The 26,034-nt window shown below is 61.2% G+C and carries 18 protein-coding genes and 1 tRNA gene; 13 read left to right on the top strand and 6 right to left on the bottom strand.

What is annotated here, in order from left to right; all coding sequences use genetic code 11:
* Positions 1-51 precede the first annotated feature (51 nt).
* The 4 genes from OIL88_01400 (at position 52) to tnpA (OIL88_01385) (ending at position 3,357) form a co-directional block, all read left to right on the top strand.
* Entirely contained in the window at positions 52-1,269 is a 1,218-nt protein-coding gene (locus tag OIL88_01400) for a hypothetical protein (GenBank protein ID HJI71040.1), read from the top strand.
* Between the two features lie 84 nt (positions 1,270-1,353).
* Positions 1,354-1,929: a hypothetical protein gene (locus OIL88_01395; protein ID HJI71039.1), complete on the top strand. Its 576-nt coding sequence runs from the start codon at positions 1,354-1,356 to the stop codon at positions 1,927-1,929.
* A gap of 222 nt (positions 1,930-2,151) precedes the next feature.
* Positions 2,152-2,610 (top strand): IS200/IS605 family transposase, encoded by a 459-nt coding sequence (gene tnpA, locus OIL88_01390; GenBank protein ID HJI71038.1) that lies wholly within the window; start codon positions 2,152-2,154, stop codon positions 2,608-2,610.
* Positions 2,611-2,898: 288 nt separating this feature from the next.
* Positions 2,899-3,357, top strand: coding sequence for an IS200/IS605 family transposase (gene tnpA / locus OIL88_01385; protein HJI71037.1), 459 nt, complete (start codon positions 2,899-2,901; stop codon positions 3,355-3,357).
* A gap of 139 nt (positions 3,358-3,496) precedes the next feature.
* On the opposite strand, the gene OIL88_01380 is transcribed toward tnpA (OIL88_01385), so the two are convergent.
* Positions 3,497-4,018, bottom strand: coding sequence for a nitroreductase family protein (locus OIL88_01380; GenBank protein HJI71036.1), 522 nt, complete (start codon positions 4,016-4,018; stop codon positions 3,497-3,499).
* Between the two features lie 294 nt (positions 4,019-4,312).
* Here OIL88_01380 and OIL88_01375 point away from each other — a divergent pair, with 294 nt between their 5' ends.
* The 4 genes from OIL88_01375 to OIL88_01360 all read left to right on the top strand — a co-directional run bounded on the left by OIL88_01375 (position 4,313) and on the right by OIL88_01360 (position 9,017).
* Positions 4,313-4,603: a CDP-alcohol phosphatidyltransferase gene (locus tag OIL88_01375; protein ID HJI71035.1), complete on the top strand. Its 291-nt coding sequence runs from the start codon at positions 4,313-4,315 to the stop codon at positions 4,601-4,603.
* Positions 4,604-4,784: 181 nt separating this feature from the next.
* A complete protein-coding gene (locus OIL88_01370) occupies positions 4,785-5,285 on the top strand; it encodes a MarR family winged helix-turn-helix transcriptional regulator (GenBank protein HJI71034.1) in 501 nt (166 codons plus the stop codon).
* Entirely contained in the window at positions 5,285-7,009 is a 1,725-nt protein-coding gene (locus OIL88_01365; GenBank protein HJI71033.1) for an ABC transporter ATP-binding protein/permease, read from the top strand. The genes OIL88_01370 and OIL88_01365 overlap by 1 nt, the downstream gene beginning before the upstream one ends.
* 1 nt (position 7,010) lies before the next feature.
* Complete coding sequence (locus OIL88_01360; protein ID HJI71032.1) at positions 7,011-9,017, top strand: ABC transporter ATP-binding protein/permease; 2,007 nt, start codon at positions 7,011-7,013, stop codon at positions 9,015-9,017.
* 112 nt (positions 9,018-9,129) lie between these two features.
* On the opposite strand, the gene cysE is transcribed toward OIL88_01360, so the two are convergent.
* The gene (gene cysE, locus OIL88_01355) at positions 9,130-9,834 is read right to left on the bottom strand and encodes a serine O-acetyltransferase (GenBank protein ID HJI71031.1); all 705 of its coding nucleotides are present in this window, start codon (positions 9,832-9,834) and stop codon (positions 9,130-9,132) included.
* 224 nt (positions 9,835-10,058) lie between these two features.
* On the opposite strand from cysE, the gene OIL88_01350 reads away from it, so the two are divergent.
* Complete coding sequence (locus OIL88_01350; GenBank protein HJI71030.1) at positions 10,059-10,706, top strand: VTT domain-containing protein; 648 nt, start codon at positions 10,059-10,061, stop codon at positions 10,704-10,706.
* Between the two features lie 288 nt (positions 10,707-10,994).
* A complete protein-coding gene (locus OIL88_01345; protein HJI71029.1) occupies positions 10,995-12,047 on the top strand; it encodes a branched-chain amino acid aminotransferase in 1,053 nt (350 codons plus the stop codon).
* 292 nt (positions 12,048-12,339) lie between these two features.
* Here the strand turns inward: OIL88_01345 and OIL88_01340 are convergent, their stop codons facing one another.
* On the bottom strand, positions 12,340-12,891 hold the full coding sequence (locus tag OIL88_01340) for a LemA family protein (GenBank protein HJI71028.1): 552 nt from the start codon (positions 12,889-12,891) through the stop codon (positions 12,340-12,342).
* A gap of 207 nt (positions 12,892-13,098) precedes the next feature.
* Between OIL88_01340 and OIL88_01335 the strand changes: the two genes are divergently transcribed.
* Positions 13,099-13,683, top strand: coding sequence for a TetR/AcrR family transcriptional regulator (locus tag OIL88_01335; protein ID HJI71027.1), 585 nt, complete (start codon positions 13,099-13,101; stop codon positions 13,681-13,683).
* Between the two features lie 3 nt (positions 13,684-13,686).
* Here the strand turns inward: OIL88_01335 and OIL88_01330 are convergent.
* Positions 13,687-13,776: transfer RNA gene (locus OIL88_01330), tRNA-Ser, on the bottom strand.
* A gap of 51 nt (positions 13,777-13,827) precedes the next feature.
* Between OIL88_01330 and tadA the strand changes: the two genes are divergently transcribed.
* Entirely contained in the window at positions 13,828-15,609 is a 1,782-nt protein-coding gene (gene tadA / locus OIL88_01325; GenBank protein ID HJI71026.1) for a tRNA adenosine(34) deaminase TadA, read from the top strand.
* A 226-nt stretch (positions 15,610-15,835) separates the two neighbouring features.
* Here tadA and OIL88_01320 read toward each other — a convergent pair whose 3' ends face one another.
* Positions 15,836-17,074, bottom strand: coding sequence for an IS110 family transposase (locus OIL88_01320; protein ID HJI71025.1), 1,239 nt, complete (start codon positions 17,072-17,074; stop codon positions 15,836-15,838).
* 777 nt (positions 17,075-17,851) lie between these two features.
* On the opposite strand from OIL88_01320, the gene OIL88_01315 reads away from it, so the two are divergent.
* The gene (locus OIL88_01315; protein HJI71024.1) at positions 17,852-24,469 is read left to right on the top strand and encodes a SpaA isopeptide-forming pilin-related protein; all 6,618 of its coding nucleotides are present in this window, start codon (positions 17,852-17,854) and stop codon (positions 24,467-24,469) included.
* 186 nt (positions 24,470-24,655) lie between these two features.
* Here the strand turns inward: OIL88_01315 and OIL88_01310 are convergent, their stop codons facing one another.
* Positions 24,656-25,948, bottom strand: coding sequence for an IS30 family transposase (locus OIL88_01310; protein HJI71023.1), 1,293 nt, complete (start codon positions 25,946-25,948; stop codon positions 24,656-24,658).
* Positions 25,949-26,034: the final 86 nt, after the last annotated feature.

The raw sequence follows: 26,034 nt of genomic DNA, 5'->3' as shown, positions 1-26,034 counted from the left end.
TCGGTCGTGCGACCGTCGGCGGTTGCACGTCGCTGCGGACAGAGGCGAATCATGGATAGCGATGCCAAGCTGAACATCTTGACCGAGGCCCTGGCTGCTGCCGGGGCCTCGGCATTGGCAATCGATGCGCGTGGGGACGTCGCGATCTCGACCATGAATGACGCGGCGCTTGAGCGGGATGTGGCGACTTTTGTTGCCGAACGCCTCGACCGTATAGGAGACGGCGCGCGTCTTGTTATGGGGCGCGCGGGTACGCGCCTGAGCCTGACCGTTCGCCCCACCGACAAAGAGGGCGGGGGCCTTTGGGCCGTCGTGGTCCGCGAGGTGCGCGGCGCCGCGGCGCATGCGGGCATCGAGTGGCTCAACGCCGACGAGGTTGAGGCCCGCTACGAATCGAGCGCGTACGGCATCGCTGAGGGGGCGGCCTCGGTGGCTGCGCCGGTTGCAGAGAGTTACGCGCGCGGTGTGCCCCTTATGCTCGAGGGCGAGCTGGGAGCGGGTCAGGTCGAGATCGCCAAGCGCCTCTATCTGGACGGTCCTTTTGCCGGTCAGCCCTTTGTTTCCGTTGCGCTCGATGAGCTCACCGAGCGCGGTTGGCGCCATGTGCTCAAAAGCGCCGAATCGCCGTTGTTCCAAACAGGGCTGACCCTTTGCATTGAGGGCTGGAACGCGGTTGGCCCCCAGCGCCTCCGCGAGCTGGTCTCCACGATGGCCGACACCGCGTTGGCGACGCGCTGCCATGTGGTGCTGACGGCGAATGACATGCCGGGCGGCAGCGAAAGTGATCAAGCCGCCTTTGTGACCGAGCGCTTCGCCTGTGCGGTGAGCGTGGCGCCGGCAATCGCCGAGCAGGGAGCCGCGTCGACGAAGGTTGCGCGCTATTTGGAATATCTCGCTGATGCATTTGGGACGGCAACGCCCGCGCTGTCTGCCGCGGCGACGAAGACGCTCAACGGCTATCGCTGGCCGCGCAACTATCTGCAGCTCCGCGAGGTCTCGGAACGACTGTATATATTGGTGGGGGCGGGCACGGTGGACCGCGCTGTGGCGGAGGAAGTGCTCGCCCAAGAGGACGTGATTAAGACCGCAACCTTTGGCGCCCCGACGCTCGAAAGTGACCTGTATATCCTGCGACCGCTGGCCGATACCGAGCGAGATATCGCGCATCTGGTTGTAGACCATCTCCACGGCAACCGAACCCGTGCGGCGGAGGTGCTGGGCATAAGCCGTACAACTCTGTGGCGCTTGCTGAAGGACGATGACCGTTGAGCGAGGCGCCCGTGACCGCGCGCGACGCGTGTGCTACAGTCCAAAGCGTTATTGTTTCGATTTGGTTACGGCGTGCGAGGGCATATGGCTGAGACTTCAAAACCGAGCCGCAGAAGGCGGAGTGCCGCGCCGGTCAACCGACGCACGACATCGGTGACGTGGGGCAAACACGCCTCGGGGTTTGATGGCTCGTTCAAGCGCACTAAATACGGCTATCCTTCGGCAAGCGCCCGCTTGGCAATGCAGGCAGAGTCCTCGCTGTGGGGCCGCAAACGCGTGGTGGGCTCAAAGCTCAAGCACGACGGAACGCTCGGCTACATCAGCCGCGGGGCGGCTCGCCGCAGCGGGCTCAATCCCGCCGGCTGGCATCGCTACGTGCCGATCGTGGCCGCCGTTGCAGTGATCGTCATCGCACTCGCTGCGCTTGGCTATGCCGGCGGTGGCGCCAACTTGGACGCAGTGTTTAAATCGCCCGAGCTCGCGCATGCAGGTACAGAAGTTGTCGAGGGCGCTCAGACCCAGACGGGCGTCGCGCCCCAGCGTGGTATCGTTGCGGCGGCCTCCACCATCGCCGATGCGCAAAAGGACGAAGACAAGCAAGGCGACGACGCCGAAACGGCCCAGGCAAATGAAACGGCAACAACTCCATCGGCGGGATAAGTTGCGAGTGGGGCAGCAAATTTGGGACGGGGCCTTTCAGCGGGTCCGCCGTTCGGTAGAACGGCGGAACTAATTCAAGACTTTAGTCCGCTGGCCGCGCAGCGGCCAGCTTTAAACCACCCGCTACGCGGGTGGAGACAAACGGCTTTACAAAGCCACCCCTCCGACCGATATTGACGATTGTTCAGGCCGTCAAGAATTCGAGTCGAAGGGGTGGTCGCCATGGCCCAGAAGGCCTACAGCCTTTCCCACACGAAGTGGATGTGCAAGTACCACATCGTGTTCACGCCGAAGTATAGGCGCAAAGTGATCTACAACCAAATCAGGAGCGACATAGGGGAGATCCTCAGGAAGCTGTGCGAGTACAAGGGGATCGAGATAATCGAGGGGCACCTGATGCCCGACCACGTGCACGTGCTGCTGGCGATCCCGCCGAAGTACAGCGTCGCGAGCGTCATGGGCTACCTGAAGGGGAAGAGCTCGCTGATGATATTCGACAGGCACGCGAACATGAAGTACAAGTTCGGCAACAGGAGGTTCTGGGCGGAGGGCCACTGCGTGTCCACCGTCGGCCTGAACGAGGCGACGATCGCCAAGTACATCAGGGAGCAGGAGTCCCACGACATCGCGCTGGACAAGCTGAGCGTGAAGGAGTACGAGGACCCCTTCAAGAGGGGGTGATGCTGCCGGTTCGACCGGCGCGCCACGGGTCAAGATGCACTAGGCCTGGACGAAGTCCGGGCCCGCGCCTTTAGACGCGAGCCCGGGGCCCGTGGGTTATACCCTAAGAGCAAACCACCCTTTTTAAGGGTGGTTCTGATTCAAGACTTTAGTCCGCTGGCCGCGCAGCGGCCAGCTTTAAACCACCCGCTACGCGGGTGGAGACAAACGGCTTTACAAAGCCACCCCTCCGACCGATATTGACGATTGTTCAGGCCGTCAAGAATTCGAGTCGAAGGGGTGGTCGCCATGGCCCAGAAGGCCTACAGCCTTTCCCACACGAAGTGGATGTGCAAGTACCACATCGTGTTCACGCCGAAGTATAGGCGCAAAGTGATCTACAACCAAATCAGGAGCGACATAGGGGAGATCCTCAGGAAGCTGTGCGAGTACAAGGGGATCGAGATAATCGAGGGGCACCTGATGCCCGACCACGTGCACGTGCTGCTGGCGATCCCGCCGAAGTACAGCGTCGCGAGCGTCATGGGCTACCTGAAGGGGAAGAGCTCGCTGATGATATTCGACAGGCACGCGAACATGAAGTACAAGTTCGGCAACAGGAAGTTCTGGGCGGAGGGCCACTGCGTGTCCACCGTCGGCCTGAACGAGGCGACGATCGCCAAGTACATCAGGGAGCAGGAGTCCCACGACATCGCGCTGGACAAGCTGAGCGTGAAGGAGTACGAGGACCCCTTCAAGAGGGGGTGATGCTGCCGGTTCGACCGGCGCGCCACGGGTCAAGATGCACTAGGCCTGGACGAAGTCCGGGCCCGCGCCTTTAGACGCGAGCCCGGGGCCCGTGGGTTATACCCTAAGAGCAAACCACCCTTTTTAAGGGTGGTTCTGATTACTTTACGTACACCACGTTGTCGCGGCGCGGCTTTGCCTCGGGTAGCGTGTCCTCGGCGTAGCCAAGAATGCAGTTACCGACACCGCGCAGGCTGCCGTCGGCGGGCAGGCCCCAGCTGGCCAGCAGCTCCAGGCCCTCGGGCGAGTCAAAGACCTCATGCGCGCGGTGAATCCAGCACGAATCGACACCCAGTGCATAGGCGGCGTTGAGCAGGTTGCCCATGGCGAGCGAGCCGTCTTCCAGATGTGTGGGCACGCTGCGGTCAACCAGCACCACCACAACGGTCTTGGCGCCATAGAAGGGGTCGCTGTTGCTGCCCATGACCTGGGCGTTGAGCTGTGAGAGACGCTCGACGGTCGCGGGGTCGGTGACGGCGACAAACGTCACCGGTTGGCGGCCCATGCCGCTCGGTGCATATTGGCCGGCTTCGATAATACGCGCAAGCTTTTCGGCCTCGACGGGACGATCGCTGTAGTTGCGGCAGCTGCGGCGGTGAATGAGCGCTTCGATGGTCTCCATGGTGTCTCCTTGCGGTGGCGTTGCAGATGCCACGTTCATACCCGTCGGGCTCAAACGATAGACGGTCAATTGCCCGGCCAAAAGGATGGATTCCAATTGGGAAAGTGGGTTTGCATAAAAGTACCTTCAGAATGTGACAAACAAATGGGATGGTTAAACGTTTTATCCCGTCTACCCTGCGGTTTTTTACCACTTGCCTAAATGACGAACGCATAACCTCTGATAAAGGTTTTACTAAAGGAGCACCAACGTTTATCAACGCGCCATGGTGGCGCCGGGCCAGGAGGTAACATCATGTTCCAGGCTGGAGATGTCGTCGAGACCGACTTCGAAGGATTTCTGAAGCTGCTGCGTTCCAAGACGCGCGCTTTCGTGTCGATCAACGATCACGAGTACTACATCACGCACACCGATGGCTATTGGCGTGTTCAGGATTGCGAGGCCCTCAACGACAAGGGCCACTTTACTGACTGCTCCGAGCTGGTCAACACGGTCTGCGAGGTCGTCGAGCTGCCGTGGATTGCCGGCAAGAGCCTGCATGACAGCTTCTCGGGCGCTACGGTCTATGAGGCCGTCGCCGCTTAACAGGCAATAAAACCCGATTTTCACGTGACCGCTGGCGCCGCCCCCGCGCCGGCGGTCTTTTTCTGCCGATAGGCCATAAAAATGCACGCATTCGCGGAGAGCCTGTTGACGATAGTCAAAACTCGGACTAATCTAGAGACACATAATTGGTCAAAAATCGGACAATCGAATGGTGGGATAGATGAATAGTGCGGTTGCGCTGGTCGACTTCGACCGGTTGATCAATGGACTCGACCATATCTATTCGGAGTTCTCGCGCGCCTGCGGCCTTTCGGACTGCGCCTATTGGATGCTCGTCGACGCCAGCACGGCGGGCGGCAGTATTGCCGTAAGCCGTCTGACAAGCGAATGGTTCTACAGCAAGCAGACCATCAACTCGGCAATTAAAACCTTGACGGCGCGGGGTTTCGCAACGTTGGAGTTTGCCGAAGGCAGTCGTAAGAACAAGGTTGTGAGCCTGACCGAAGAGGGCAGGCGATTTGCCGAGCGTTATGCGCTGCCGGCACTCAAGGCCGAGCAGCGAGCCTTTGGCGCGCTTGAGCCGTGTGAGCAGCGCGAGATTATGCGCTTGATCGGAAAATTTTCCCATGCGCTCGGCGATGAGTGCGGTGCCTTTAAGCAGCATATCGCTGCCGAGAGCCAAGCCGAGAATCAAGGTGAGGGGGAGTCGTGCGACTGCTAATGAGGTTTATGAAGCCATATCGAGGGCTTGTCGCAGTGACGCTGCTGGTGCTGCTGGTGGATAACGTCGGTACGCTGTTGGTTCCCACGATGCTGGCGAACATGGTCAACACCGGTATTACCACGGGCGATGTCGACTACATTTTACGCAACGGCCTATACATGTTTATCGCGACCAGCATGGCTAGCGGCGGCACGGTGCTGGGCTGCTATCTTTCGGCGCGCCTGGCCGCCAACGTGGCTTGCGATATCCGCAATGCCGTGTACGACAAATCGCTCGAGCTCGCGGCCAGCGATTTTGAGCGCTTTGGCACCGGATCGATGATCACGCGCTCGCTCAACGACATCAACGTGATTCAGCAGGCTATCCTGCAGACGATTCAGTTGGTGCTGCCGGTGCCGTTCTTGGCCGTCGCGGGCATCATTTTTGCTTGGTTCATCGATCCTGCCATGGGCACGCTTCTGGGCGTAGTCGTTGCGATTGTGCTGGTGGCGGCGGTCTTTACGGTTGCCAACGCGGCGCCGATTTTTATGCGCCTACAGGGCTTTATCGACCGCATGAACGTGGTGCTGCGCGAGAATATTGTGGGCGTGCGCGTCATCCGTGCGTTTAACAAGGAGCGCCACGAGGAACGGCGTCTGGACGAGGTGTTTAGCGAATACGCCGCCAACGCCATCAAAGTCAACCACCTGTTTGTGGGCCTCGACAGCTCAAGCTTCTTTTTGATGAACATCGCCGAGGTGGCGGTGCTGTGGGTGGGCGGCAACCGCGTAGGCGCCCACGCCATGCAGATTGCGAGTATCTCGGCGGTGCTGGAGTATGCAATTCTGATCCTGTTCTTTGTGATGATGGCCCAGATGGTGGTGCTGACGCTTCCGCGTGCCGCGGCATGCCTAAGCCGTGCACACCAAGTGCTGGAGATTGAGCCGAGCATCGTCGATGGCCAGCGTACGCTTGATGCGGCCGCGTCCGACTCAAAGGACGGGGTCGATGCGGTTGCCGTGTTCGATCACATGTCGTTTCGCTTTGACGATGCTGACGAGGACACCCTGTGCGACCTGAGCTTTGCCTGTCGTCGCGGGCAGACCACCGCGATCGTTGGCTCGACAGGCTCGGGCAAATCGACGGTGGCAAAGCTTCTGCTGCGCTTCCACGATGCCACCAAGGGCTCCATTCGCCTGAATGGTGTGGACCTACGCGAGCTTACGCAAGACGAAATCCGCGGGCGCATTGCCTATGTGCCGCAGAAGGCGTGGCTGTTCTCGGGCACGGTGGCGAGCAACCTTCGCTTTGGTAACGAAGGCGCGACCGAGGGCGACATGCTTCACGCGCTTGAGGTTGCCCAGAGCACCTTTGTACTCGACCAACCGCAGGGGCTCGATACCCCGGTGGCGCAGGGCGGTACGAACTTTTCGGGCGGCCAGCGCCAGCGTTTGGCAATCGCCCGTGCGCTCATGAAGCATGCCGATCTATATATCTTCGATGACAGTTTTTCGGCCCTGGACTTTAAGACCGATGCCGCCCTGCGCCATGCGTTGCAAGACGAGACGCGTGACGCTGCGGTGCTCATCATCGCGCAGCGCATCTCGACGATCTTGCACGCCGACCAGATCGTCGTGCTCAAGGATGGCGAGGTTGTGGGTCTGGGCACGCATGGCGAGCTTATGGAAACCTGCGAGGTGTACCGCGCCATCGCGGAATCGCAGATGAAGGGAGGTGAGTAGCATGACCGAGGAGCTCAAGAAGCAGGGCGGCGTTGATGACGCCGCTGCCGCGGGACTGGTCGAGGAAACGGCTGCCGCGTCGACCGAGCTGGATGACGCCGCCAAGGCTGCAGCCGAGCGCGAGGCTCGCCGCCAAGCGCTCTACGAGGAAAACGAACGTGCCGAGGACGAGCGCGCCCGCGCCGAGGCAGAGCGTATGCGCGACGTGGACGACGAAGACGAGGACGAGACGCCTCGGGATACCTGGGCGACGGTGCGCCGCCTGTGGAGTGAGGCTGCCGGCGACCATTGGCGCTTCTATATCGTGTTCGCGAGCATTGTGTTCTATGTCATCTTTAACACCGCCGCGCCGGCATATAGCGCCCGCGTGATCGATGAGCTGTGGGGCCACATTCAGGTGGCGTTTGCCAACAACGCCACCTTCAGCATCACCTGGGAGAACTGCGGCAGGACTATCTTCATCTACTTTTTGATTTGGACGGCCGCTGCCTCGTTCTATGCGCTCCAGAGCTTTTTGATGTCGAGCGTCGCTGAGCGACTCAACTTGCGTCTGCGCAACCGCATCGCGCAGAAGCTCAGCCGCCTGCCGCTCGCCTACTTTGACGCGCATCGCCCCGGCGAAGTGGTCAGCCGCGCGACCAACGACTTGGACAAGATGTCCGAGAGTATGCAGCGCGGATTGCTGCAGCTGCTGGTATCGATCGGTACCGTGACGGGCGCCATCATCATGATGTTCGTCTATAGCGTTAGGCTCACGTTGATCTTTTTGGGTTTTACGGCGGTATCGCTGCTGGTGACCAAGGTGGTTTCGCGCCGTACGCATGATGTGACGGGCGAGCGTCAGGAGTGGGTGTCCAAAATCACGAGCGCGGTCGAGGAAGGCTATTCGGGCCGTTTGGTGATTCGCGCATTCAACCGTGAGCACCAGAGCTCTGCCGAGGTGCACGAGGCCTCGGGCGAGCTGGCCCGCGTGAGCACCAAGGCCGACTTTATGATCAACGCCGTCGGACCCGCGGTTCGCTTTATCGGTCGCCTGGCGCAGATCGTGATTGCGCTCGTGGGCTGCAGCATGCTGGTTGCCGGTCACATGACCGTCGGCGTGTTCCAGGCGTTCTTCCAGTTTATCTACGAGGCGTCCGAACCCATGACGCAGCTGTCGTTCACTTTCAACTCGCTGCAGAGCGCGCTGGCGAGTGCGGAGCGCGTGTTCGACCTGCTCGATGAGCCCGAGATGGAGGCCGATCCGCAGCCGGGCGAGGCTGCCAATCTGCCGGGTCGCGTGGAGGGCCGCGTCGCTTTTGAGCATGTGCGCTTTGGCTACACGCCCGAAAAGCCGCTCATGCGCGACGTGTCGTTTACCGCCGAACCGGGTCAGAAGATTGCGGTGGTGGGAACCACGGGTGCGGGTAAGACCACGCTCATCAACCTGCTCATGCGCTTCTACGAGATTGACGGCGGCCGCATTACGCTCGACGGTGTGGATACGCGCCTCATGAACCGCGGTGAGCTACGTCAGCAGTTTGGCATGGTGCTGCAGGACGCCTGGCTGTTCGACGGCACGATTGCCGAAAACATCGCCTACGGCTGCCCCGAGGCAACGCGCGACGAGATCGTGGCTGCCGCCCGCGCCGCGCAGGTCGACTTCTTTGTGCGCACCATGCCGCAGGGCTACGACACGCGCGTGGCCAATGATGCCGAAAGCATCAGCCAGGGCCAGCGTCAGCTGCTGACCATTGCGCGCGTGCTGCTCAACAACCCGGCGATTCTCATTCTGGATGAGGCGACGTCGAGCGTGGACACGCGTACCGAGCTTGCCATCGGCCGTGCCATGGACGCGCTCATGCATGGGCGCACGAGCTTTGTGATCGCACATCGCCTGTCGACGATCGTGGATGCCGACCTGATTCTGGTCATGGATCACGGCAACATTATCGAGCAAGGCACGCATAAGGAACTGCTGGCTGCCGAGGGTGCTTACGCCGACCTCTATCTGAGTCAGTTCGCATAATGTGACAAAGGGACAGTCCCGCATGTCACATTGGAAACAAGGCGCGCCGGGGATTGATTCCCTGGCGCGCCTTTTGCGTCGGTGTCGATGTTGTTTTGTGCCGCTCGCGTTCCTAGTGCTCGTCCACGAGCTTGGCGACGAGGGCCTTGAGCTCCGCCACCTCTCGCTCGAGTTCCTTGACGCGGCGGGCATTCTCGGTGATGCCCTGGCGGTTGAGGGCGCTCTGCTCGGCGGCGTCATCGGGCATGTACTCGCGATGCTGCTTGGCATCGAAGCTTTCTTCGAACACGCGGCAGCCGTTGCGCTTGATGATGCGTCCCGGCACGCCAACGACGGTGCAGTTGTCGGGCACGTCTTTAACGACGACCGAGTTGCCGCCGATCTTGACGTTGTTGCCGATGCGAATGTTGCCGAGCACCTTGGCGCCCGTGCCCACGGTGACGTTGTTGCCCAGGGTGGGGTGGCGCTTGCCGGTCTCGTTGCCGGTACCGCCGAGCGTGACGCCCTGGTAGAGCACGCAGTTGTCGCCCACAATGGTGGTCTCGCCGATGACGACGCCCATGGCGTGGTCGATAAAGAAGTGCTTGCCAATTTGCGCGGCGGGATGAATCTCGACGCCGGTGATGTGGCGGGTGATTTGCGAGAGCACACGGGCGAGTGAGCGATGACCATGCTCCCAGAGCCAGTGCTCGGGTACGTGGTTCCACTTGGCATGCAGACCGGGGTACGAAAGGAAAATGACCAGGCCGTTTTGCGCGGCGGGGTCCTGCGCTTGGACGGTCTTGATGTCCTCGCGAATGGTATTGATAAAGCTCACCGGCCGCCCTCCCTTAGCGCCATGGCAATGCGATTCAATAAAGTATAGCGATTCGCTAGGGATTAGGAAGAGCAATCTTTCACGGCTTTGCGTGACAGGTGTCAGTTATGCAAACTTGCTGGTAATGGAGTCATGCTTTTGTGGGGTCGTGTGCATGGTCGCGCCGCAACCGTATACTGGTCAACTTGGACGTGTCCGCGCCCACAACTGAGAGGTTTTACTTCATGGGTTTTATCAATTTCATTGCCGAGCTGCTTAAGGATCCACGCACTGCGATCGCCAGCTGGATTGCCGCCGGCCCGCTCATGGCCTACGGCTGCGTGTTCCTGATCATCTTTATCGAGACGGGCGTGGTGTTCTTCCCGTTCCTTCCCGGCGATTCGCTGCTGTTTGCCTCGGGCTTCTTTGCCCACAACGGTGGCTTTAACATCGTGGCTTTGCTGGCCGTTGCATGGGCCGCTGCCATCTTGGGCGATCAGTGCAACTTTATGATCGGCCATTTCTTTGGCAAAAAGATCATTGCCTCGGGCAAGGTCAAGGCCATGACGCCCGAGCGCATCAAAAAGTCCGAGGACTTCTTGGACAAGTGGGGCCACCTGGCCATCTTCCTGGGCCGCTTCTTCCCGTTTATTCGCACCTTTGTGCCCTTTATCGCCGGCATGGGCGGCATGCACTGGCGCAACTTTGTCATTTTTAACGTGCTGGGCGGCATTACCTGGTCGACGGTCTTTACGCTGCTGGGCTACTTCTTTGGCGGCATTCCCTTTGTGCAGGAGCACTTTGAGCTGCTGATTATCGGTATCGTCGCCGTGTCGATCATCCCGACCGTGGTCGGCTTGGTTAAGGCTAAGCTGGGCAAAAAGAACGCGTAGATCGAGCCGGCGCGTAAGCCGTGCAGTTGAGGCCCGTCACCGCTTACGGTGGCGGGCCTTTTTGCTTCGGTCAAATGAAAATACTTTAGTTAGTTAAAGAAAAGCGTTTTATCCGACGCGCGTGCGGAGTACAATCTCGTGCATGCGAATCGACGTGCCATCGGCTTTGATGCCGTTCGCGTGTCCCGTCCGGCTCTACGCTCCGGGCGTGCGACGTTGCGACGCGGTCGGCCTCGGTCCTTGCGTGCGGGTTCGCGAGTTTGCAACTGTGTATGTAAGGAGCGACATATGACTGTCGAGAAGAAGGATATCGATTGGGGTAGCCTCGGCTTTGGCTACATGAAGACCGACTACAGCTACGAGGCCCATTGGAAGGACGGCGAGTGGGACGAGGGCGGCCTGACCACCGACCACACCATGCACGTCTCCGAGTGCGGCGGCATCTTCCATTACTGCCAGGAGGTCTTTGAGGGCCTGAAGGCCTACACCGCCGAGGACGGCAGCATCGTCTGCTTCCGCCCCGACATGAACGCCGAGCGTATGTACAACTCCGCCGAGCGCCTCGAGATGCCCCCGTTCCCCAAGGACAAGTTCGTCGAGGCCGTCAAGCAGGTCGTTTCTGCCAACGCCGCATGGGTTCCGCCCTTCGGCTCCGGCGCAACCCTGTATGTGCGCCCGTTTATGATCGGCTCCGGTGACGTGATCGGCGTGGCTCCCGCTCCTGAGTACACGTTCCGCATTCTCGTGACCCCGGTCGGTCCGTACTTTAAGGGCGGCCTCAAGCCCGTCAAGCTGCGCGTTTCCGAGTACGACCGCGCTGCACCGCACGGCACCGGCAACATCAAGGCCGGCCTCAACTATGCCATGTCCCTCAAGCCCACGATGGAGGCTCACCGCGAGGGCTATGCCGAGAACCTGTATCTCGACTCCGAGTCCCGCACCTATGTCGAGGAGACCGGTGGCGCCAACGTCCTGTTCGTGAAGGAGGACGGCACGCTCGTCGTTCCGCAGTCGCACACCGACTCCATCCTGCCCTCCATCACCCGCCGTTCGCTCGTTCAGGTTGCCGAGGACCTGGGCATGACCGTTGACCAGCGTCCCGTCGAGTGGGCCGAGGTCAAGGCCGGCACCTTCGTTGAGTGCGGCCTGTGCGGCACCGCCGCCGTCATCTCCCCGGTTGGCGAGATCGACAACAAGGTCTATGGCGCCGACGAGACCGTGACCTTCCCGGCTGGCTACACCGAGATCGGCCCTGTGATGAAGAAGCTCCGCGAGACCCTGACCGGCATTCAGTCTGGTGCCGTTGAGGATAAGCATAACTGGGTTTACGTCGTCGCGTAATCTGTCTTACCTGTCTGGGCAGAGAGCAAGTTCCCTCTCGGCGCGTCCTCGGACATGCAAGAAGCCCTCGCTGCGCACTTCGTGCGGCGAGGGCTTCTTGCGTCCTGCGGAGTGCGCCGGGAGGGAACTTGCTCTCTGCCCTGCGGGCTCGGCGTTGTCGCGCAGGCAATAATTAATCTGAATTAAAGATGGTGCGCGGCCTTTTGGACGCGCATTTATAAAGAAGGGGTCCAAGGCGATTGCCTTGGACCCCTAAAGGATCAATGTGCTGGCGGAAGCTCGGCCGTGCCTACTAGAACTTGACGGTCGGTGCCTGGCGGGCGGCCTCGGCGGCCTCGAAGCCCTGGCGCTCCTTAAACTGGAAGATGCCGGCAAAGATGACGGCCGGGAACGTCTGGATGGCGTTGTTGTAGCTGAGCACGCAATCGTTGTAGCTCTGGCGTGCATAGCTAATCTTGTTCTCGGTATCCTCGAGCGATGCCTGCAGCTGCGTAAAGTTGGTGTTTGCCTTAAGGTCGGGGTAGGCTTCGGCTACGGCGAAGAGCTGACGCAGGGCACCGGTCAGCACGTTGTCGGCTTCCATCTTGGCCTCGGGCGTGGTCGCCTTGACGGCGGTGTTGCGTGCGCTGATCACGGCGGAGAGCGTCTCCTGCTCGTGCTTGGCATAGCCCTTGACGGTCTCGACCAGGTTGGGGATCAGGTCGTTGCGACGCTGCAGCTGCGTGTCGATGTTCTGCCACGCGTTGTCGATGCGGTTGCGCTTGGTGACCATGTTGTTGTAGATGCCGGCGATGGCGCAGACAATCGCAATGACAACAACGATGCCGATGATGACGGTAATCATGATGTCTCCGTTTCGAATGGCCGCGGCGGCATGCGCCAGCTGCCGTTGGTATAACGCTACTAGTATACCCGCAACGTTTTGCCGTGCCGAACTTTCCGGTAAGCGTTATGTTTTCGGTAAGGTCGACCGCTCAGCGAGGGGCGGGGTACAGGTGTAAGATATGCGACAGATTAACGAGCGCTGTCTTGCCCTGAGGATGCGATGCAGATGGATCTGCGCATTAAGAAAACCTATCGTGCCTTGTTCGATGCCTTTACCGAGCTACTCGAAGAGCATCGCTTTGAGGACCTTACGGTCGCCATGCTGTGCGAGCGTGCCATGATCCGCCGCACGACGTTCTACAAGCATTTCCGTGACAAGAACGATTACTTTGCCTTTTATGTCGACGAGCTTATGTCGGGGCTGCCGCAGAAGCGGACCGGTAAGGGGAGCGCGGTGTCGGCCGACGACGTGCGCGTGCTTCGCCATGAGGTGTTTGCCGACGCCATGGACATGATCCTGGCACATGAGCAGCTCATGGATAACATCCTGGAGAGCAGCATGTCGGGCATGCTGACCAGCATGATTTGCGACCGCATTGCCCATTCCATTCGCGAGCGCGTGATGAGCACGCTTGACGAGAGCGCCTTGGCCCCCGTATCGCTCGAGACGACATCGGAGTTTATCGCCGGCGGCATTATTCGCTTGTTTACAAAATGGTGGGAATCGGGTCACGATCTTGAGAGCCGACCCGAGATTGCCGACGTAGTCGATGCACTGTTTGAACGGACCATGACGCCGGTGCATCACTAAAAGTGGCGGAGAGAGGGGGATTCGAACCCCCGGAACGCTCTCGCGCTCAACGGTTTTCAAGACCGCCGCATTCAACCGCTCTGCCATCTCTCCATGAGTCGTAATGATAGCATCGTTTTGAATCTGCAACAGGGAAGGCGAACGATGACGATCACCGAAATCGACGAGAAGTTCATGCGCGAGGCGCTGGCTGAGGCGCGCGCTGCCGCGGCGGTGGGCGAGGTGCCCATTGGTGCCGTGGTGGTGTGCGCAGGCGAGATCGTCGCGCGGGCGCACAATCGTCGCGAGCTCGATCAGGACCCTTCGGCGCATGCTGAGTTTGCGGCCTTATGCGCCGCCGCTCAGGCGCTTGGCCGTTGGCGCCTTTCCGACTGCACGGTCTATGTGACGCTCGAGCCCTGCTGCATGTGCGCGGGCCTTATGGTCAACGCGCGCGTGGGGCGATGCGTGTATGGTGCGGCCGATGCCAAGGCGGGCGCGCTGGGTTCGCTGTACGACCTCAATGCCGATTCGCGCCTGAATCATCGGTTTAATGTGACGGCTGGCGTGCTGACGGACGAGTGCCGTGCGGTGCTGAGCAGCTATTTTGCCGGTTTGCGCGGCGTGGATGGCGGCGGTTGCGGCTGCGGGTCCGATCTTGAGGCGCATGCCGCTCATGCCGCGGCGCTGGCTGATGCCGACGAGGTTGCTGGTGCGGCGGTCGACTTTGGCCCCGTGCAGCGCCGACCGCGTCGCGTGCTGCTGGCAATCGACTCCTTTAAGGGCAGCGTGTCGAGCGCACAGGCGGAGTCGGCGGTTGCCGAGGGCGTGTGTCGCGTGTGGCCCGATGCCGAGGTGAGCACGCTGCCGCTGGCAGATGGCGGCGAGGGAACGCTCGACGCCGTTGCCGCGTGCGGCGGCGAGATTGTGACCTGCGAAGTGGCAGGTCCCTTGGGCGAGCGCGTGTCTGCCCGGATGTTGCTGGATACCGAGCGCGAATCGGCGGTCATCGAGATGGCCGAGGCGGCGGGGATTGGATATTCGCCCTGCACGGAGTCGGCGGCACTGGCAGCCTCGACCTATGGCGTGGGCGAGCTGATGCTTCGCGCGGTTCGCGCGCGGGCGAAGACTCTATATATAGGACTGGGCGGCAGCGCCACCAATGACGGCGGCGCCGGCATGCTACAGGCGTTGGGTGCGCGTCTTGTCGACGACCGCGGCTGTGATATTGCGCCGGGGCTTGCGGGCCTTGAGCAAGTGACTGGGGTTGATCTGGTGCCGGCGGTACGGGCACTGGATGGCGTGCGTATCGTCGTGCTTTCCGATGTCGAGAATCCGCTTGTGGGACGTCGTGGCGCGCTGGCGGTGTTCGGCGGACAGAAGGGTCTGCCGACGGATGATGCCGAGACGCTGTACAAGTACGACAGCTGGATGGTCGACTACGGCCGCCTGCTCGATACGGCGATCGCCGAGGCTCGAGCTCAGGGGTTACTGCGCGTGTCCGAGGGCGCGCGGACGTTTGGTTCGGTGCTCGGCGTGCCCGGCGCGGGCGCTGCCGGTGGGCTGGGGGCTGCCTTGTTGGCACTTGGCGCCGAGCTGCGCTCGGGCGTGGAGACGGTGCTCGACCTTGTGGGGTTTGATGAGCGCGTGCACGATGTGGACCTGGTCATAACGGGTGAGGGCAACATGGACGAGCAGTCCGCCGCCGGTAAGGCGCCAGTGGGCGTGGCACGTCGCGCCAAGCGCCATGGCAAGCCGGTGGTCGCCGTCGTGGGCGGTCGCGCCGGCAACCTGGATGCGGTATACGAGCAAGGCGTCGACCTGGTGCTGCCGATTTGTCGCAAGCCCATGTCCCTCGACCAAGCGCTCGATCCGCAGGAAGCCACAACCAACCTCATCTGCGCCGGCGAAGCCGCCGCCCAAGCCTATGACCTCGCTCGCCTCTAAAACCCATCCCCCCAATAACTTGCGGTGAAATACGGAGTGTTTTTGCCTTTAAGGTGCCAATTCAGTCCGTATTCTACCGCAACTTCGTGAATTGCCATCCGAGGCTGGTCGACATGGGTCTCGAGTCGGACCGTTTGCCACGAAATGCGGCCATCTACTACGTTTGACCGAGCTACCTCGACCATCCCGGATTTTGTGAAATTAAAACCGACGCTCCTATAAGTTGTCAAGAGGCAGTTTGCGGGAGCGCTCTCTCCAATTCGCACAGGAGCTCGTAATACCTCCTCTCCAGTTTCGTCGACCGCCGTTTCCCCCGTTCCAAGTGCCCGAGTGTGGCTGCGGACAGGCCGAGCTCCGCGGCGGCTTTCTTCTGAGTCACCCGCATCGCCTTGCGCATCTTCGCGAGCTCGGGGCCCTCCGGCGCGGCGCCGTCGGGGTTCGGGTCCATGAGCACGCGGTACACCTCCCGCGCTATGTAGCGCTTCAGGCAGCGGACCGCCTCCCGCCGGGACTTCCCCTCGGAGGTTCGCCTCGCCACGTACCTCCTCGTCCTCTCGTCGTACGCCATGCGCTTGATCGCGATCTCGTAGAGCGCCCAGTTCGCCTGCCGGTTGCCGCCGCGGTTGAGCCTGTGCCGTTCCGTCTTCCCGCTCGACGCGGGGATCGGGGAGACGCCGCACAGCATCGAGAACGCCGCCTCGCCCTTCAGCCTGCCGGGGTTGTCGCCGGCGGCCACGACCAGGGCGGCGGCGGTCGTCGTGCCGCAGCCCTCGACGCCGAGCAGCGCGGGCGCGTTCGCCTCCAGCAGCGCGCGGATGCGCGCGTCGAGGGACTCGACCTGGCTGCGGGCCTCCTTCCAGACCGCCGCGACGGACCGCAGCGAGGCCAGCACGCTCTCCTCGAGCGCGCTGGCCGCCTTCCTCCCGCGCGCGAGCAGCGGCATGAGGTCCTTCGGCCGCTCGCGGCCCCCGAACCGCTCCCTCAGGGCGCCCGGGGCCGTCGTGAGCATCGACTTCGCGCAGGCCACGCAGGACGTGGACGTCGCGACGGCCAGCCTGCGCGCGACGTAGAGCTGGCGCACCGCCTCGACCCAGCCGTCCTGCGACTTCGGCACGGAGCAGCCCCTCCCGGACGCCGCCTTGCGCGCCGCGCGCTCGGCGTCCAGCGGGTCGCTCTTCCCCTCGCCGGGCCTCGCCTTGTCCCTCTTGGGCCTGAGCACCTCGACGACGTTGCACCCGAGCTCCACGAGCCTCCTCGTCAGCCCGGCCCCGTACGATGCCGTGCCCTCGACGCCGACGACCAGGCAGCTCCCCGGGTCGCCTATCGCCCCCGCCAGCCTGTCGTAGCCCTCGGGGTCGGCCCCGAAGCTCCCGCTCCGGATCTTCCTCCCGAGGCCGTCGAGCAGGCACAGGACATGCACGTCCTTGTGCGTGTCGACGCCCGCGATGACCGTTTCGCCTTCCATTTTCGCTCCCCTCGGTCTGCCGCCTGCTCCGCGCCCGGGTCTCCCAGACATTGCACTGACGGGAGCGCTACAATTCAGTTGGCTTGTCCGATTGTCCGCGCTCATGCTCCTATTAGGTCATGGCAGGACTCCGGGTCGCGGAAGCCGGGGCGAGACAGGTCGGATTTGAGGACGGCCGAAGAGGCGTCAGCAGGTCAGTGGGTCATCGTCCCGGCATTCAGCATCAGGGTAGCGCTGCGACGCGGAAATCGCGCGCCGTTGCCGCGCCCCGCAGTGCCCGCTTCCCCCGAGAACAATTATCAGTGCAGGTAGAGAGCTTGCCGATTTCCGAAAAAGTCGGCTATGGTCGACCCCTGCGGTCTAAACGTAGTAGATAGACCCTTTTCGTGGCGCAGCGTCAGACCAGTCTATTTGGGACGGCTATTTTGACTACATGCCGATCTGATTGCCCAAGTAGTCAAAAAAGCCCCGTCCCAAATTAGCTGCCTTGTGGGGCTGTGGGGATAAAGATTGCCGACGGTTTTATCCTGCCGAGCCCCTTTGATGGCGCGAATGGTTCGATTTGACGACCGAGTGGCAACCTGACGCGGAATAGTGGGTCGTTTAAATTGCTACAATTTTAAGTATATTGCGATGTCCTGCCTTGCGTTTCTGCGCGGGGGGGGGCGTATATTTGCATCGATGGGGACGACACACATATATAGCGAGCCGCTGCTTGCCGTCCTCATGGATTTGGGGAGGGCCTTCATGAATCGCGTGTGTGCGAGAGCTCGAGAAATGCTAAAGCCTTTTGGCAAGAAAACCAATACCGCCAAGCGTGCCCTGAGGGTTTTGGCCGTCCCGCTGGCGGCGTGTGCGCTCATGTTTGGTGCGACGAGTGCGTCGGCCGATCAAGCGGTTCCTTTTAGCAACCATACCGTGCAGACGGTGAATCCCACCGGCACTACGGTCAATCTGTTCGACTACTGGGTCGTGAACGGCGACAACGACAGCTCGAAGAACATAAACAACGACAACAAGAATGACAACACCGGCATCAATAAAGACCATCAGCTCAAGTTCAATGGCGGTGCCGGATCGGGCATTAATAAATGGACGGGAAAAAGTGTTATTGGCGGCTTTGGACGTCTTTCGTTTGTGAAGAACACACTGATAAAGGGCTATCCGTCGATCAATGCTGGCACCTACACCTCGTATAACACGCACGGTACGTACAAAGACGAGTCGCTCGATTATCTCTTTAATAACGACAGCCAGGCAAATGGCAAGCAGGACGGCAAGGCCGTTCACAACAACGTACAAGGCCTTTTCCAGCTCAAGGATGGCTATTACGTTTACGATTCGTACGGCTCTGACGGCAACTATGCTGTGTATAACTTCACGACTAACTCCTTTGACGTCTACGATAAGGCGGGCGTATATAAGGACAGCGTGTCGGATGCGAATCGGGGTCAGTTCTTCCCCTTTGACTCGGCTGACAAGGTTTTTGAAGAGAGGAACGGCCGGCTCTCTCCTATAGGAATAACGGACGGAACGAACGATAAGCTCAACCACCACTTTGGCATGTCCATGACCACGGAGTTCGTCCAGCCTGCGGGTGGCAAGACCACCGATAACAATGACATGATCTTTAAGTTCTCGGGTGACGATGACGTCTGGGTCTATATCGACGGCGTGCTCGTGGGCGATCTGGGTGGCATCCACGAGAAGGCGACGCTTGATATTAACTTCGCTACTGGTGTGGTGCGCGTTGGACATATTGATGGCGCAAATGGTTCACCAAAGTATTTTCCGGATACTACCATCAAAGCAATGTTCAAAGCCGCCGGCGCAGATACCACCAACTTCCGCGACAACACCTTCTGCGACAGCACCAAGCACACGCTGAGCTTCTTCTACCTGGAGCGTGGCGCGGGCGCATCGAACATGTCGCTTAAGTTCAACCTCACCACCCTGCCGTCGTCCGAGGTCGCGAAGGTCGACCAAAACGGCGAGGCAGTCAATGGCGCAACCTTCAAGCTGTACCGGTCCGATGGACCAGATGCCGACTGGAATAAGGGTGAGCTCGTCGCTCAGGGCACGACGAAAGACGGGGGTCAGCTGATACTTCAAAAGTCGAACGGCTCCGTCCTCTCGTTTGACGAAGAGCACAACACCAATCATTGCGACTACTTTGTACTCAAAGAGACAGGCCTGCCCGAGGGATACCGCTCGAGCCTGACCTCGTCGACCACTGCAACGCCAGGTGAGCTGCACCTGCAGTATAAGCAAGCTGCGGCGAGTGGCTCGGGTGGTGTGGTGGTTGCACCGCAGACGACGGTCACCACGGCCGACGGCAAGTCATGGACGGGTAGCCGCATGTGGCTGAACGGCGGCTATCTGGCCGCTAAGGAGACTATTTCCCTAGATAAAGATACGCAAGACAATAAAGGCAACGCCATTAGTTCGGGTACGACGTTTGCCGTCGTACTCAAGCTCACCGGTGCGAGCGAGGACCACACAAGCGAAGACGCGTGGACGGCGGTCACGGGCAACCCGCTCAATGGCTATAAGCTGTGCTCCGCGCACGGCATTGCCGGTGCGGTCGAGGCTGCCAAATCGGCGGACACGAGTGTCTTTGATGTTGATACCAAGGGCGACTACGTGGTGACGGTCAGGTCGCTGCCCGGAGATATCGAGAAGTACGCCGCCATGATGACGGACAAGTCGAAGGCGGAATATACCGTGGCGGTGTATCACACCACGGCATCGTCTCTGGCGGGGGCAACCATCGACAACACCTCTATGGTCCAATATCAAACGATAAACAGTCAGTTTTCTACGGTGATCCACCTCACCAATGTTCAGAACCGTCTGTTTGTGCAGAAGGTTGACGACCTGGGCAAGCCCGTGAACGGCGCGACGTTTGAGCTGTACCAGGCCAAGGACGTTGCCGGCGATAGTCCCAGCACGTATGCCATCAAGTCCGGTGCCACGCCGTATGACACCGTGCAGGCGAACGGCATGAGCTACCCGTATGAGATCAAGGGCGCCGCATGCTTCCCGATCGATTCGGCAAATCACGCGCCCCTTATCAAGGGGGTCTACTACCTGCGAGAGTCTGTAGGCCCGGATGGCTATGAGATTAACAACACGATTACCAAGGTGATCGTGGATGATTCGGGCGTGTACGTGGACGCCGGCGATACGGACGACGGTGTGCGCAGCATGAGCGGCCCGGGCTCGCTGATTGCATCCTTGGCACAGTTCGGCTCCCCCGACGCTATCGATAACACCCTTACGCATATCAAGGGCAAATTGCAGAGCGCGACCGTTGACGCAAGCGGAAATCTGACGTGGGGTCAAGAGAACACCGCCGAGGGCGTGACGCCCTCACTTGCAGATAAAATGATGCACATGCGCTACGACAAGACGACGCAGAGAACCAAGTCGGTCTTGCGCTATGTCGAGGACGGCGGCCCGCGCAACGGACAGTTGGCAATTATCTATGCCGATACGGGCATCAACCGCATGGCCCTGTACCAAGAAGATGACTCAACATATATAGGAGATGCTTCCAAGACGCGTACCGATCTGGGCACGCTTCAGCTCAATCATCTCTTTACCACGGCAACGGCCGTGCAGTATACCGATCGTCGCGTGGCACGCCTGCAAGTGACTAAGACCGTGACGGCGGACAATGGCCTTACCGCGCCCACCAAGGATGCGAACGGCAACGATCTGACGTTTACGTTTAAGTTCACCCTGCCGGATTCCGAGGAGGGCTATGAGGCACGCGTATTCGATGCGAATGGCAAGTCCATGGGCAACTCCTTTACGCTTAAGAACGGCGACACCCATTCCATCAAGGCCGGCGAGACCATTCGCGTTTACGACCTTAAGAAGGACGACAGCTACAGCGTGAGCGAGCTCACCACCAAGGGCGAGGAGTCCAGTGGCAATGTGCTGGCGAGCATCGTTAACACTGTGACCGGCTCTGCCGGCGAGTCGGTGCTTCCGGCTGGCTTTAGCCTCGTGAGCCGCAAGGCCGGCGGCGAGGAGCAGTCCGGAACCGGTAACACTATCACGGGCAAGATCGTCGCGCTCGAGGACGGAAAGATTCCCGCGAGCAACAAGCTAGAGTTCACCAACAACTACAGTGTCAACCTCGTAAAGAATGGCCTAAGCGCCAAGAAGGTGCTCGAGGGCCGCAATTGGGCCGATGGCGATACCTTTATCGTGCAGCTTGCGGCCGAGGACGGCGTCCCCATGCCCAAGGGCGCCAAGAGCAAGGTGTCGACGGTCGAGCTTACCAAGAATGCCCAGACGCAAACGGTTGGCGACATCACCTATAAGACGGCAACGTTTGGCGACATCACCTATGTCAAGCCCGGCACGTACACCTATACCATCTCGGAGGTTATCCCCGGTTCCGATGCCGGGGCAGACGGCATAAGCTACTCCGCCGCCCGCTATAAAGCGGAGGTCGTGGTGGAGGACAACCAAGCTGGTGCTCTTGTCGTTAAGAGCGTGAAGATGACGCAGGAGCGCAACGACGCGGGCGACGACACCAAGACAGAGGTTGCCGACGCGATCTTCACCAACCGCTACGACGAGCATGAGAGGAACATCACCATCCATGCTCAAAAGAGCCTAACCGACAACGCCGGGACCTTCCTGCTTGCCCAGAATACCTTTAGCTTTACGCTTGAGGGTATGGGCGGCTATGCGGACGACGACGCAGCGTTCGACCCCAAGACGGTCGTACCGAGCATCAAGGCCCCCATGCCTCAGGGTACCGAGGGCAACACTGCGACCGTGGGCAACAACGCCGATGATGGCGCGGTGACCTGGCCGGCGATCTCCTATACCGCCAAGCCGGATGCGGGACGCGCTTACGTTTACAAGTTCGCTGAGAATCCCGGCAGCGTCGCGGGTATGACCTACGACGGATCGGTTTATTACGCCGTAGTACGCAACGCCGAGAAGGGTGCCGGCATCCAGACTTCGGTTGAGTACTACAAGGCCGCAGAGGACGGCTCGGTAGAGAAACTGGACAACAACGCCACACCGTCCTTTACCAATATATATAGCGTGGAGCCCACGAGCGCGACCCTGCAGGGCCAAAAGACTGTGAGCGGTCGCGACTGGAACCAGGGCGAGAGCTATACCTTTAACCTCGCTGCCGCTACGGACGATGCCGGCGCGACCGGTTTGAGCAAGACCACCGCGCAAGCGGTAAAGGACGGGGCCGTTGCCGTTAACGTCAACCAGGCTGTCGCCGGCGCGCCCGAGTCGGGACGCGTGGCATCGTTCTCCTTTGGCACCGAAGCCGCCCCGACCGTGACGTTCAACCGCGCAGGCACCTTTAGCTTCAATATCACCGAGAATGCCGCGCAGGATGGCCAGGCGGGCATGTCCATGGACAAGCACACCGCACGCGCGACCGTTGTGGTGACCGATCTGAACGAGTCGGGCAACCACACGGGCAAGCTGCACGTGTCGAGCGTGAGCTACGCCAACACCGGTGCCTCCGATACGGATAAGGACATAACCGACAAGGCCGCCTTTACCAACGCATACCATGCGTCGGGCACTTTTGGCGGCGTGACGGTGAGCAAGACCCTTGAGGGCCGCGCCTCTACCGCGGGCCAGTTTACCTTTGCCGTGACGGGCCTTTGGTACAACGGCGTCCAGACGTCGGTCGATGGCGCCGAGGCCAACCTGTCCAACAAGGCGGCGAAGGCCGGCGTGTCCGGCGCCGTGGTGGGCGCGAGTGGGGCGGAGAAGCTCTTTGCCCGTAAACTCACGGAGCAGGATCTGGGCCATACGTTTGCCTATCGCATCCACGAGAACCAGCCTGCTACTGCTGCCGGCTACACCTATGACACCGGCTACACCGGCGATGCCATCGTGCTCGTTAAGGTTCTAGCACGCAAGGACGACCCCGCTAAGCTCTACACCGTGACGACCGTGCTCAAGGGTGCGGGTGTGACGGAGCTGCTGGGCGACGGCGCCGACGCGAGCGCGCTGACGGACGAAAAGATCGTCGAGCTCAAGCAAGATTCGCATACTTACGTGCAGCAGTACGATGCAAGTGAGACCGGCGCCACGACGCCTGCTGTCTCGTTTGTGAACCGTTACACGGCAAGTCTCGACTATGGCGCCAATGGCGGTTTGCAGATCGAGAAGACGTTGACGTATCCCAAGGACGCGACCATTTTTGGCTCGCCTAAGAGCACGTTCCGTTATATCGTCAAGCCTGCTGACGAGACGTCTGCCAGCAAGGTTGGCATTTCCACGAATGACAAGGTCTTTGAGACCGCAAATGTCGAGGCCAACGCTCCCAAGACCGTAAGTTTGGTACCTGCGGGCGGGCTGACCTTCACTCAGGATGATGCCGGCAAGACGTTCACCTATACGGTGAGCGAGATTGACGACAAAGCGACGGGCTATACGTACGACGAGACGGTCCATACGGTTAGGGCCGTCGTAGCGGATAACGGCGACGGCACGCTTAGGGTCACGACATCGGTAAGCAAGCAGGTCGATGGCAAGGACGAGCTCGAGGGCCAGTGGATCTACCCGTCGGATGCGACGTCTACCGGTGTCGCGACGGTCAAATTCAAGAACACCTATACGGTCGCCGAGGCAGCAACCTATACTCCGTCCGTGACCAAGGTGGTTGCCGGTGCCAATGCTCCGGACAAGTTTACCTTTGCCATGACCGCGGCCGATGATGTCACCAAGGCTGCTATCGACGGCAAGCTCATCACCGGCTCTTCGATGAGTGCGGAGAACGGCTACGCTGAGAAGAAGCAAACGAAGGAGGGCCTCAAGGACGGGGAGCACTACCAGCTTGACTTCTCGAAGCTCACCTTCAACAAGCCGGGCACGTATAAGTTCGCTATTAACGAGGTGGCTGCGAACAGCGGTCTTGGCGAGTGGAAGTATGACCAGCACGTCTATACCGTGACGGTCACCGTAACCGATGAGGGCGGCAAACTTGTAGCGCGTGCCGATGGCACGACCGGCTCGGAAGGCTTCATCTTTACCAATAGTTACCAAACTTCAACGAGCTACGAGCTCCAGGGCGGTTTGGAGATCGTCAAGACGCTTAACGGGCACGATCTGCATGCCGGCATGTTTGGCTTTACGGTGACGGGCGAAGACGATGCTTCAATCGAAAAGCTCAACAAGCTGCTGCGCGCGGATGAGGGTAAGCTCACCGTTACGAACGATGAACCGCAGGCCGATGGCACGTCCCACACCGGTATTTTGGGCGGCCTGACCTTCGCGACGGGCGATGCGGACAAGACGTTTGCCTACAAGATTGTCGAGAATGGCGGCGGTAGGGGCGGCTATACATACGACTCGGTTGATTTCCGATCTCAGCCGAACACATTGAGCGGATAGGCCGTTCCCGCAGCTAGCCGAACGCCCCCGAGGCCCCTCACGGGCCCCGGGGGCGCCGTTTTCCCAGTTGAAGGAACGGTGGAGATGTGTTTCGATGGGTCCGGTGGCCATGCTCCGCCCTCCGCCCGGCACCTCTTCCCAGACTCAGCCGGACGGTCGGTCCGTCTATTCCGTTTTGCCTTCAGACTAGGCCAGCGGGGCATCGCCCCTCTCGGCGCGCGCCCTCTCGATGAGGCCCGGCGTCAGGTCGAGTTCGCCGATGGGCACCTCCTCCACGCCGTAGGCGTCCAGCAGCGCCGCCGCGTCGCCGCCGAGCATCGCCCTGAAGGCGCGGGCGGGCGTCGAGAAGCCGAGCGCGCCGCGGGGCTCGGAGTTCACGTGCGACATGGCCAGCGCCAGGTCCGCCGGGGCGAGCCGGTCGAACCTGAGGCACGCGCCCTTGGGAAGCAGCTTCCTTATCTCGACGTGGTTTCGCTCGCAGGCGCCCTTCTGGTCGCTGCGCCTGGGGTCGCAGTAGAACAGCCTCGTCTCGCCCGGCCCCTCGCCGAGGAGCGCCGCGATCGCGCCCTCGTCGGAGAACTCCGCGCCGTTGTCGGTGAGCACGGCGCGGAAGACCCTCCCCATGCCGTCGGCGCCCAGCACCGAGCGCACGCCCTCCAGCGCCGCCTCCACGCTCGCCGAGTCCTTCGCCTCGAGCAGGAGCGCCAGCTGGAGCCTGCTGGGGCGGTGGAGCAGCGTGAGCAGGCAGGCCGAGTCCTCCCTGGCGCCCTCGACGGTGTCCATCTCCCAGGCCGCGGCGCACGCGTCCTCCCCGAGGGCGAGGAACGCGGCGTGCGACCTGCGGGCGGAGTGGCGCGTGGCCGCCCGGCCGGCGGCGCGCTTGCGCGGCCTGTAGCCGACCTTGCGCCTGAGCTCCATGTTGGTCATGCCGTCGTAGCCCGCCGCGACCCAGCGGTAGATGGTCGACGGCGACAGGTCCACCGGCCCGCCGTTGCACGCCGCCATCTGCTCGGGGGACAGCCCCCGGCGCAGGCAGCCCCTTATGGCCTCCAGCCTGGCCGCCGCGGCCGGCTCGTCGGCATCGATCCCGCGCCTGGACGAGACGAGCACCGAGTCGGCGCACAGCTGCGCGGCGCGGGCCTCGTAGAAGACGTGCGGGCGGCGCTTGCAGCCCACCGCGCGGTAGCGGCCGCAGCCGTTGCAGCAGCGCGGCCACGCGGCCAGGCGCGGGCAGGCCGCCGACAGGTCGGCCGAGCCGTCCACGCGCTCGCCGCGCCTGGCCTTCGGCGCCGTCACGAACCTGTGCGACGCCACCTCGGCGCTCACCGTCGAGGGCGACCTGCCCAGCTCCCTCGCGATCTCCCTGCACGAGGCCCCGCGTTCCAGCATCCTCTGGACCGTGTCCCGCTCGTGCCTGGTGAGCCTGCCGTAGGCCCTCGGGGCCGCCTTCTCGGGACCCTTCTTCCTCTTTCCGGACATGCCGTCCTCCGATCTCCCGGGGCCGGCCGGCCCGGCCCTCAGGGTATCGGATTCCCATATTCATCCGTACATGTACGGATGAATAT

The sequence above is a fragment of the Coriobacteriaceae bacterium genome, from assembly GCA_025992855.1.
Taxonomy (GTDB): domain Bacteria; phylum Actinomycetota; class Coriobacteriia; order Coriobacteriales; family Coriobacteriaceae; genus Collinsella.
The sequence above is the reverse complement of the archived record's forward strand: the minus strand, read 5'-3'. Positions and strand labels throughout refer to the sequence as shown.

Excerpts from the sequence above, each read along its gene's own strand:
- OIL88_01380 (HJI71036.1), bottom strand. The coding sequence starts at position 4,018 with ATGGAGACCATCGAAGCGCTCATTCACCGCCGCAGCTGCCGCAACTAC.
- OIL88_01315 (HJI71024.1), top strand. The coding sequence starts at position 17,852 with ATGCTAAAGCCTTTTGGCAAGAAAACCAATACCGCCAAGCGTGCCCTG.
- OIL88_01345 (HJI71029.1), top strand. The coding sequence starts at position 10,995 with ATGACTGTCGAGAAGAAGGATATCGATTGGGGTAGCCTCGGCTTTGGC.
- tnpA (HJI71038.1), top strand. The coding sequence starts at position 2,152 with ATGGCCCAGAAGGCCTACAGCCTTTCCCACACGAAGTGGATGTGCAAG.
- OIL88_01335 (HJI71027.1), top strand. The coding sequence starts at position 13,099 with ATGGATCTGCGCATTAAGAAAACCTATCGTGCCTTGTTCGATGCCTTT.
- OIL88_01400 (HJI71040.1), top strand. The coding sequence starts at position 52 with ATGGATAGCGATGCCAAGCTGAACATCTTGACCGAGGCCCTGGCTGCT.
- tnpA (HJI71037.1), top strand. The coding sequence starts at position 2,899 with ATGGCCCAGAAGGCCTACAGCCTTTCCCACACGAAGTGGATGTGCAAG.
- OIL88_01365 (HJI71033.1), top strand. The coding sequence starts at position 5,285 with ATGAGGTTTATGAAGCCATATCGAGGGCTTGTCGCAGTGACGCTGCTG.
- OIL88_01310 (HJI71023.1), bottom strand. The coding sequence starts at position 25,948 with ATGTCCGGAAAGAGGAAGAAGGGTCCCGAGAAGGCGGCCCCGAGGGCC.
- OIL88_01350 (HJI71030.1), top strand. The coding sequence starts at position 10,059 with ATGGGTTTTATCAATTTCATTGCCGAGCTGCTTAAGGATCCACGCACT.
- tadA (HJI71026.1), top strand. The coding sequence starts at position 13,828 with ATGACGATCACCGAAATCGACGAGAAGTTCATGCGCGAGGCGCTGGCT.
- OIL88_01320 (HJI71025.1), bottom strand. The coding sequence starts at position 17,074 with ATGGAAGGCGAAACGGTCATCGCGGGCGTCGACACGCACAAGGACGTG.
- OIL88_01395 (HJI71039.1), top strand. The coding sequence starts at position 1,354 with ATGGCTGAGACTTCAAAACCGAGCCGCAGAAGGCGGAGTGCCGCGCCG.
- OIL88_01340 (HJI71028.1), bottom strand. The coding sequence starts at position 12,891 with ATGATTACCGTCATCATCGGCATCGTTGTTGTCATTGCGATTGTCTGC.
- OIL88_01360 (HJI71032.1), top strand. The coding sequence starts at position 7,011 with ATGACCGAGGAGCTCAAGAAGCAGGGCGGCGTTGATGACGCCGCTGCC.
- OIL88_01370 (HJI71034.1), top strand. The coding sequence starts at position 4,785 with ATGAATAGTGCGGTTGCGCTGGTCGACTTCGACCGGTTGATCAATGGA.
- OIL88_01375 (HJI71035.1), top strand. The coding sequence starts at position 4,313 with ATGTTCCAGGCTGGAGATGTCGTCGAGACCGACTTCGAAGGATTTCTG.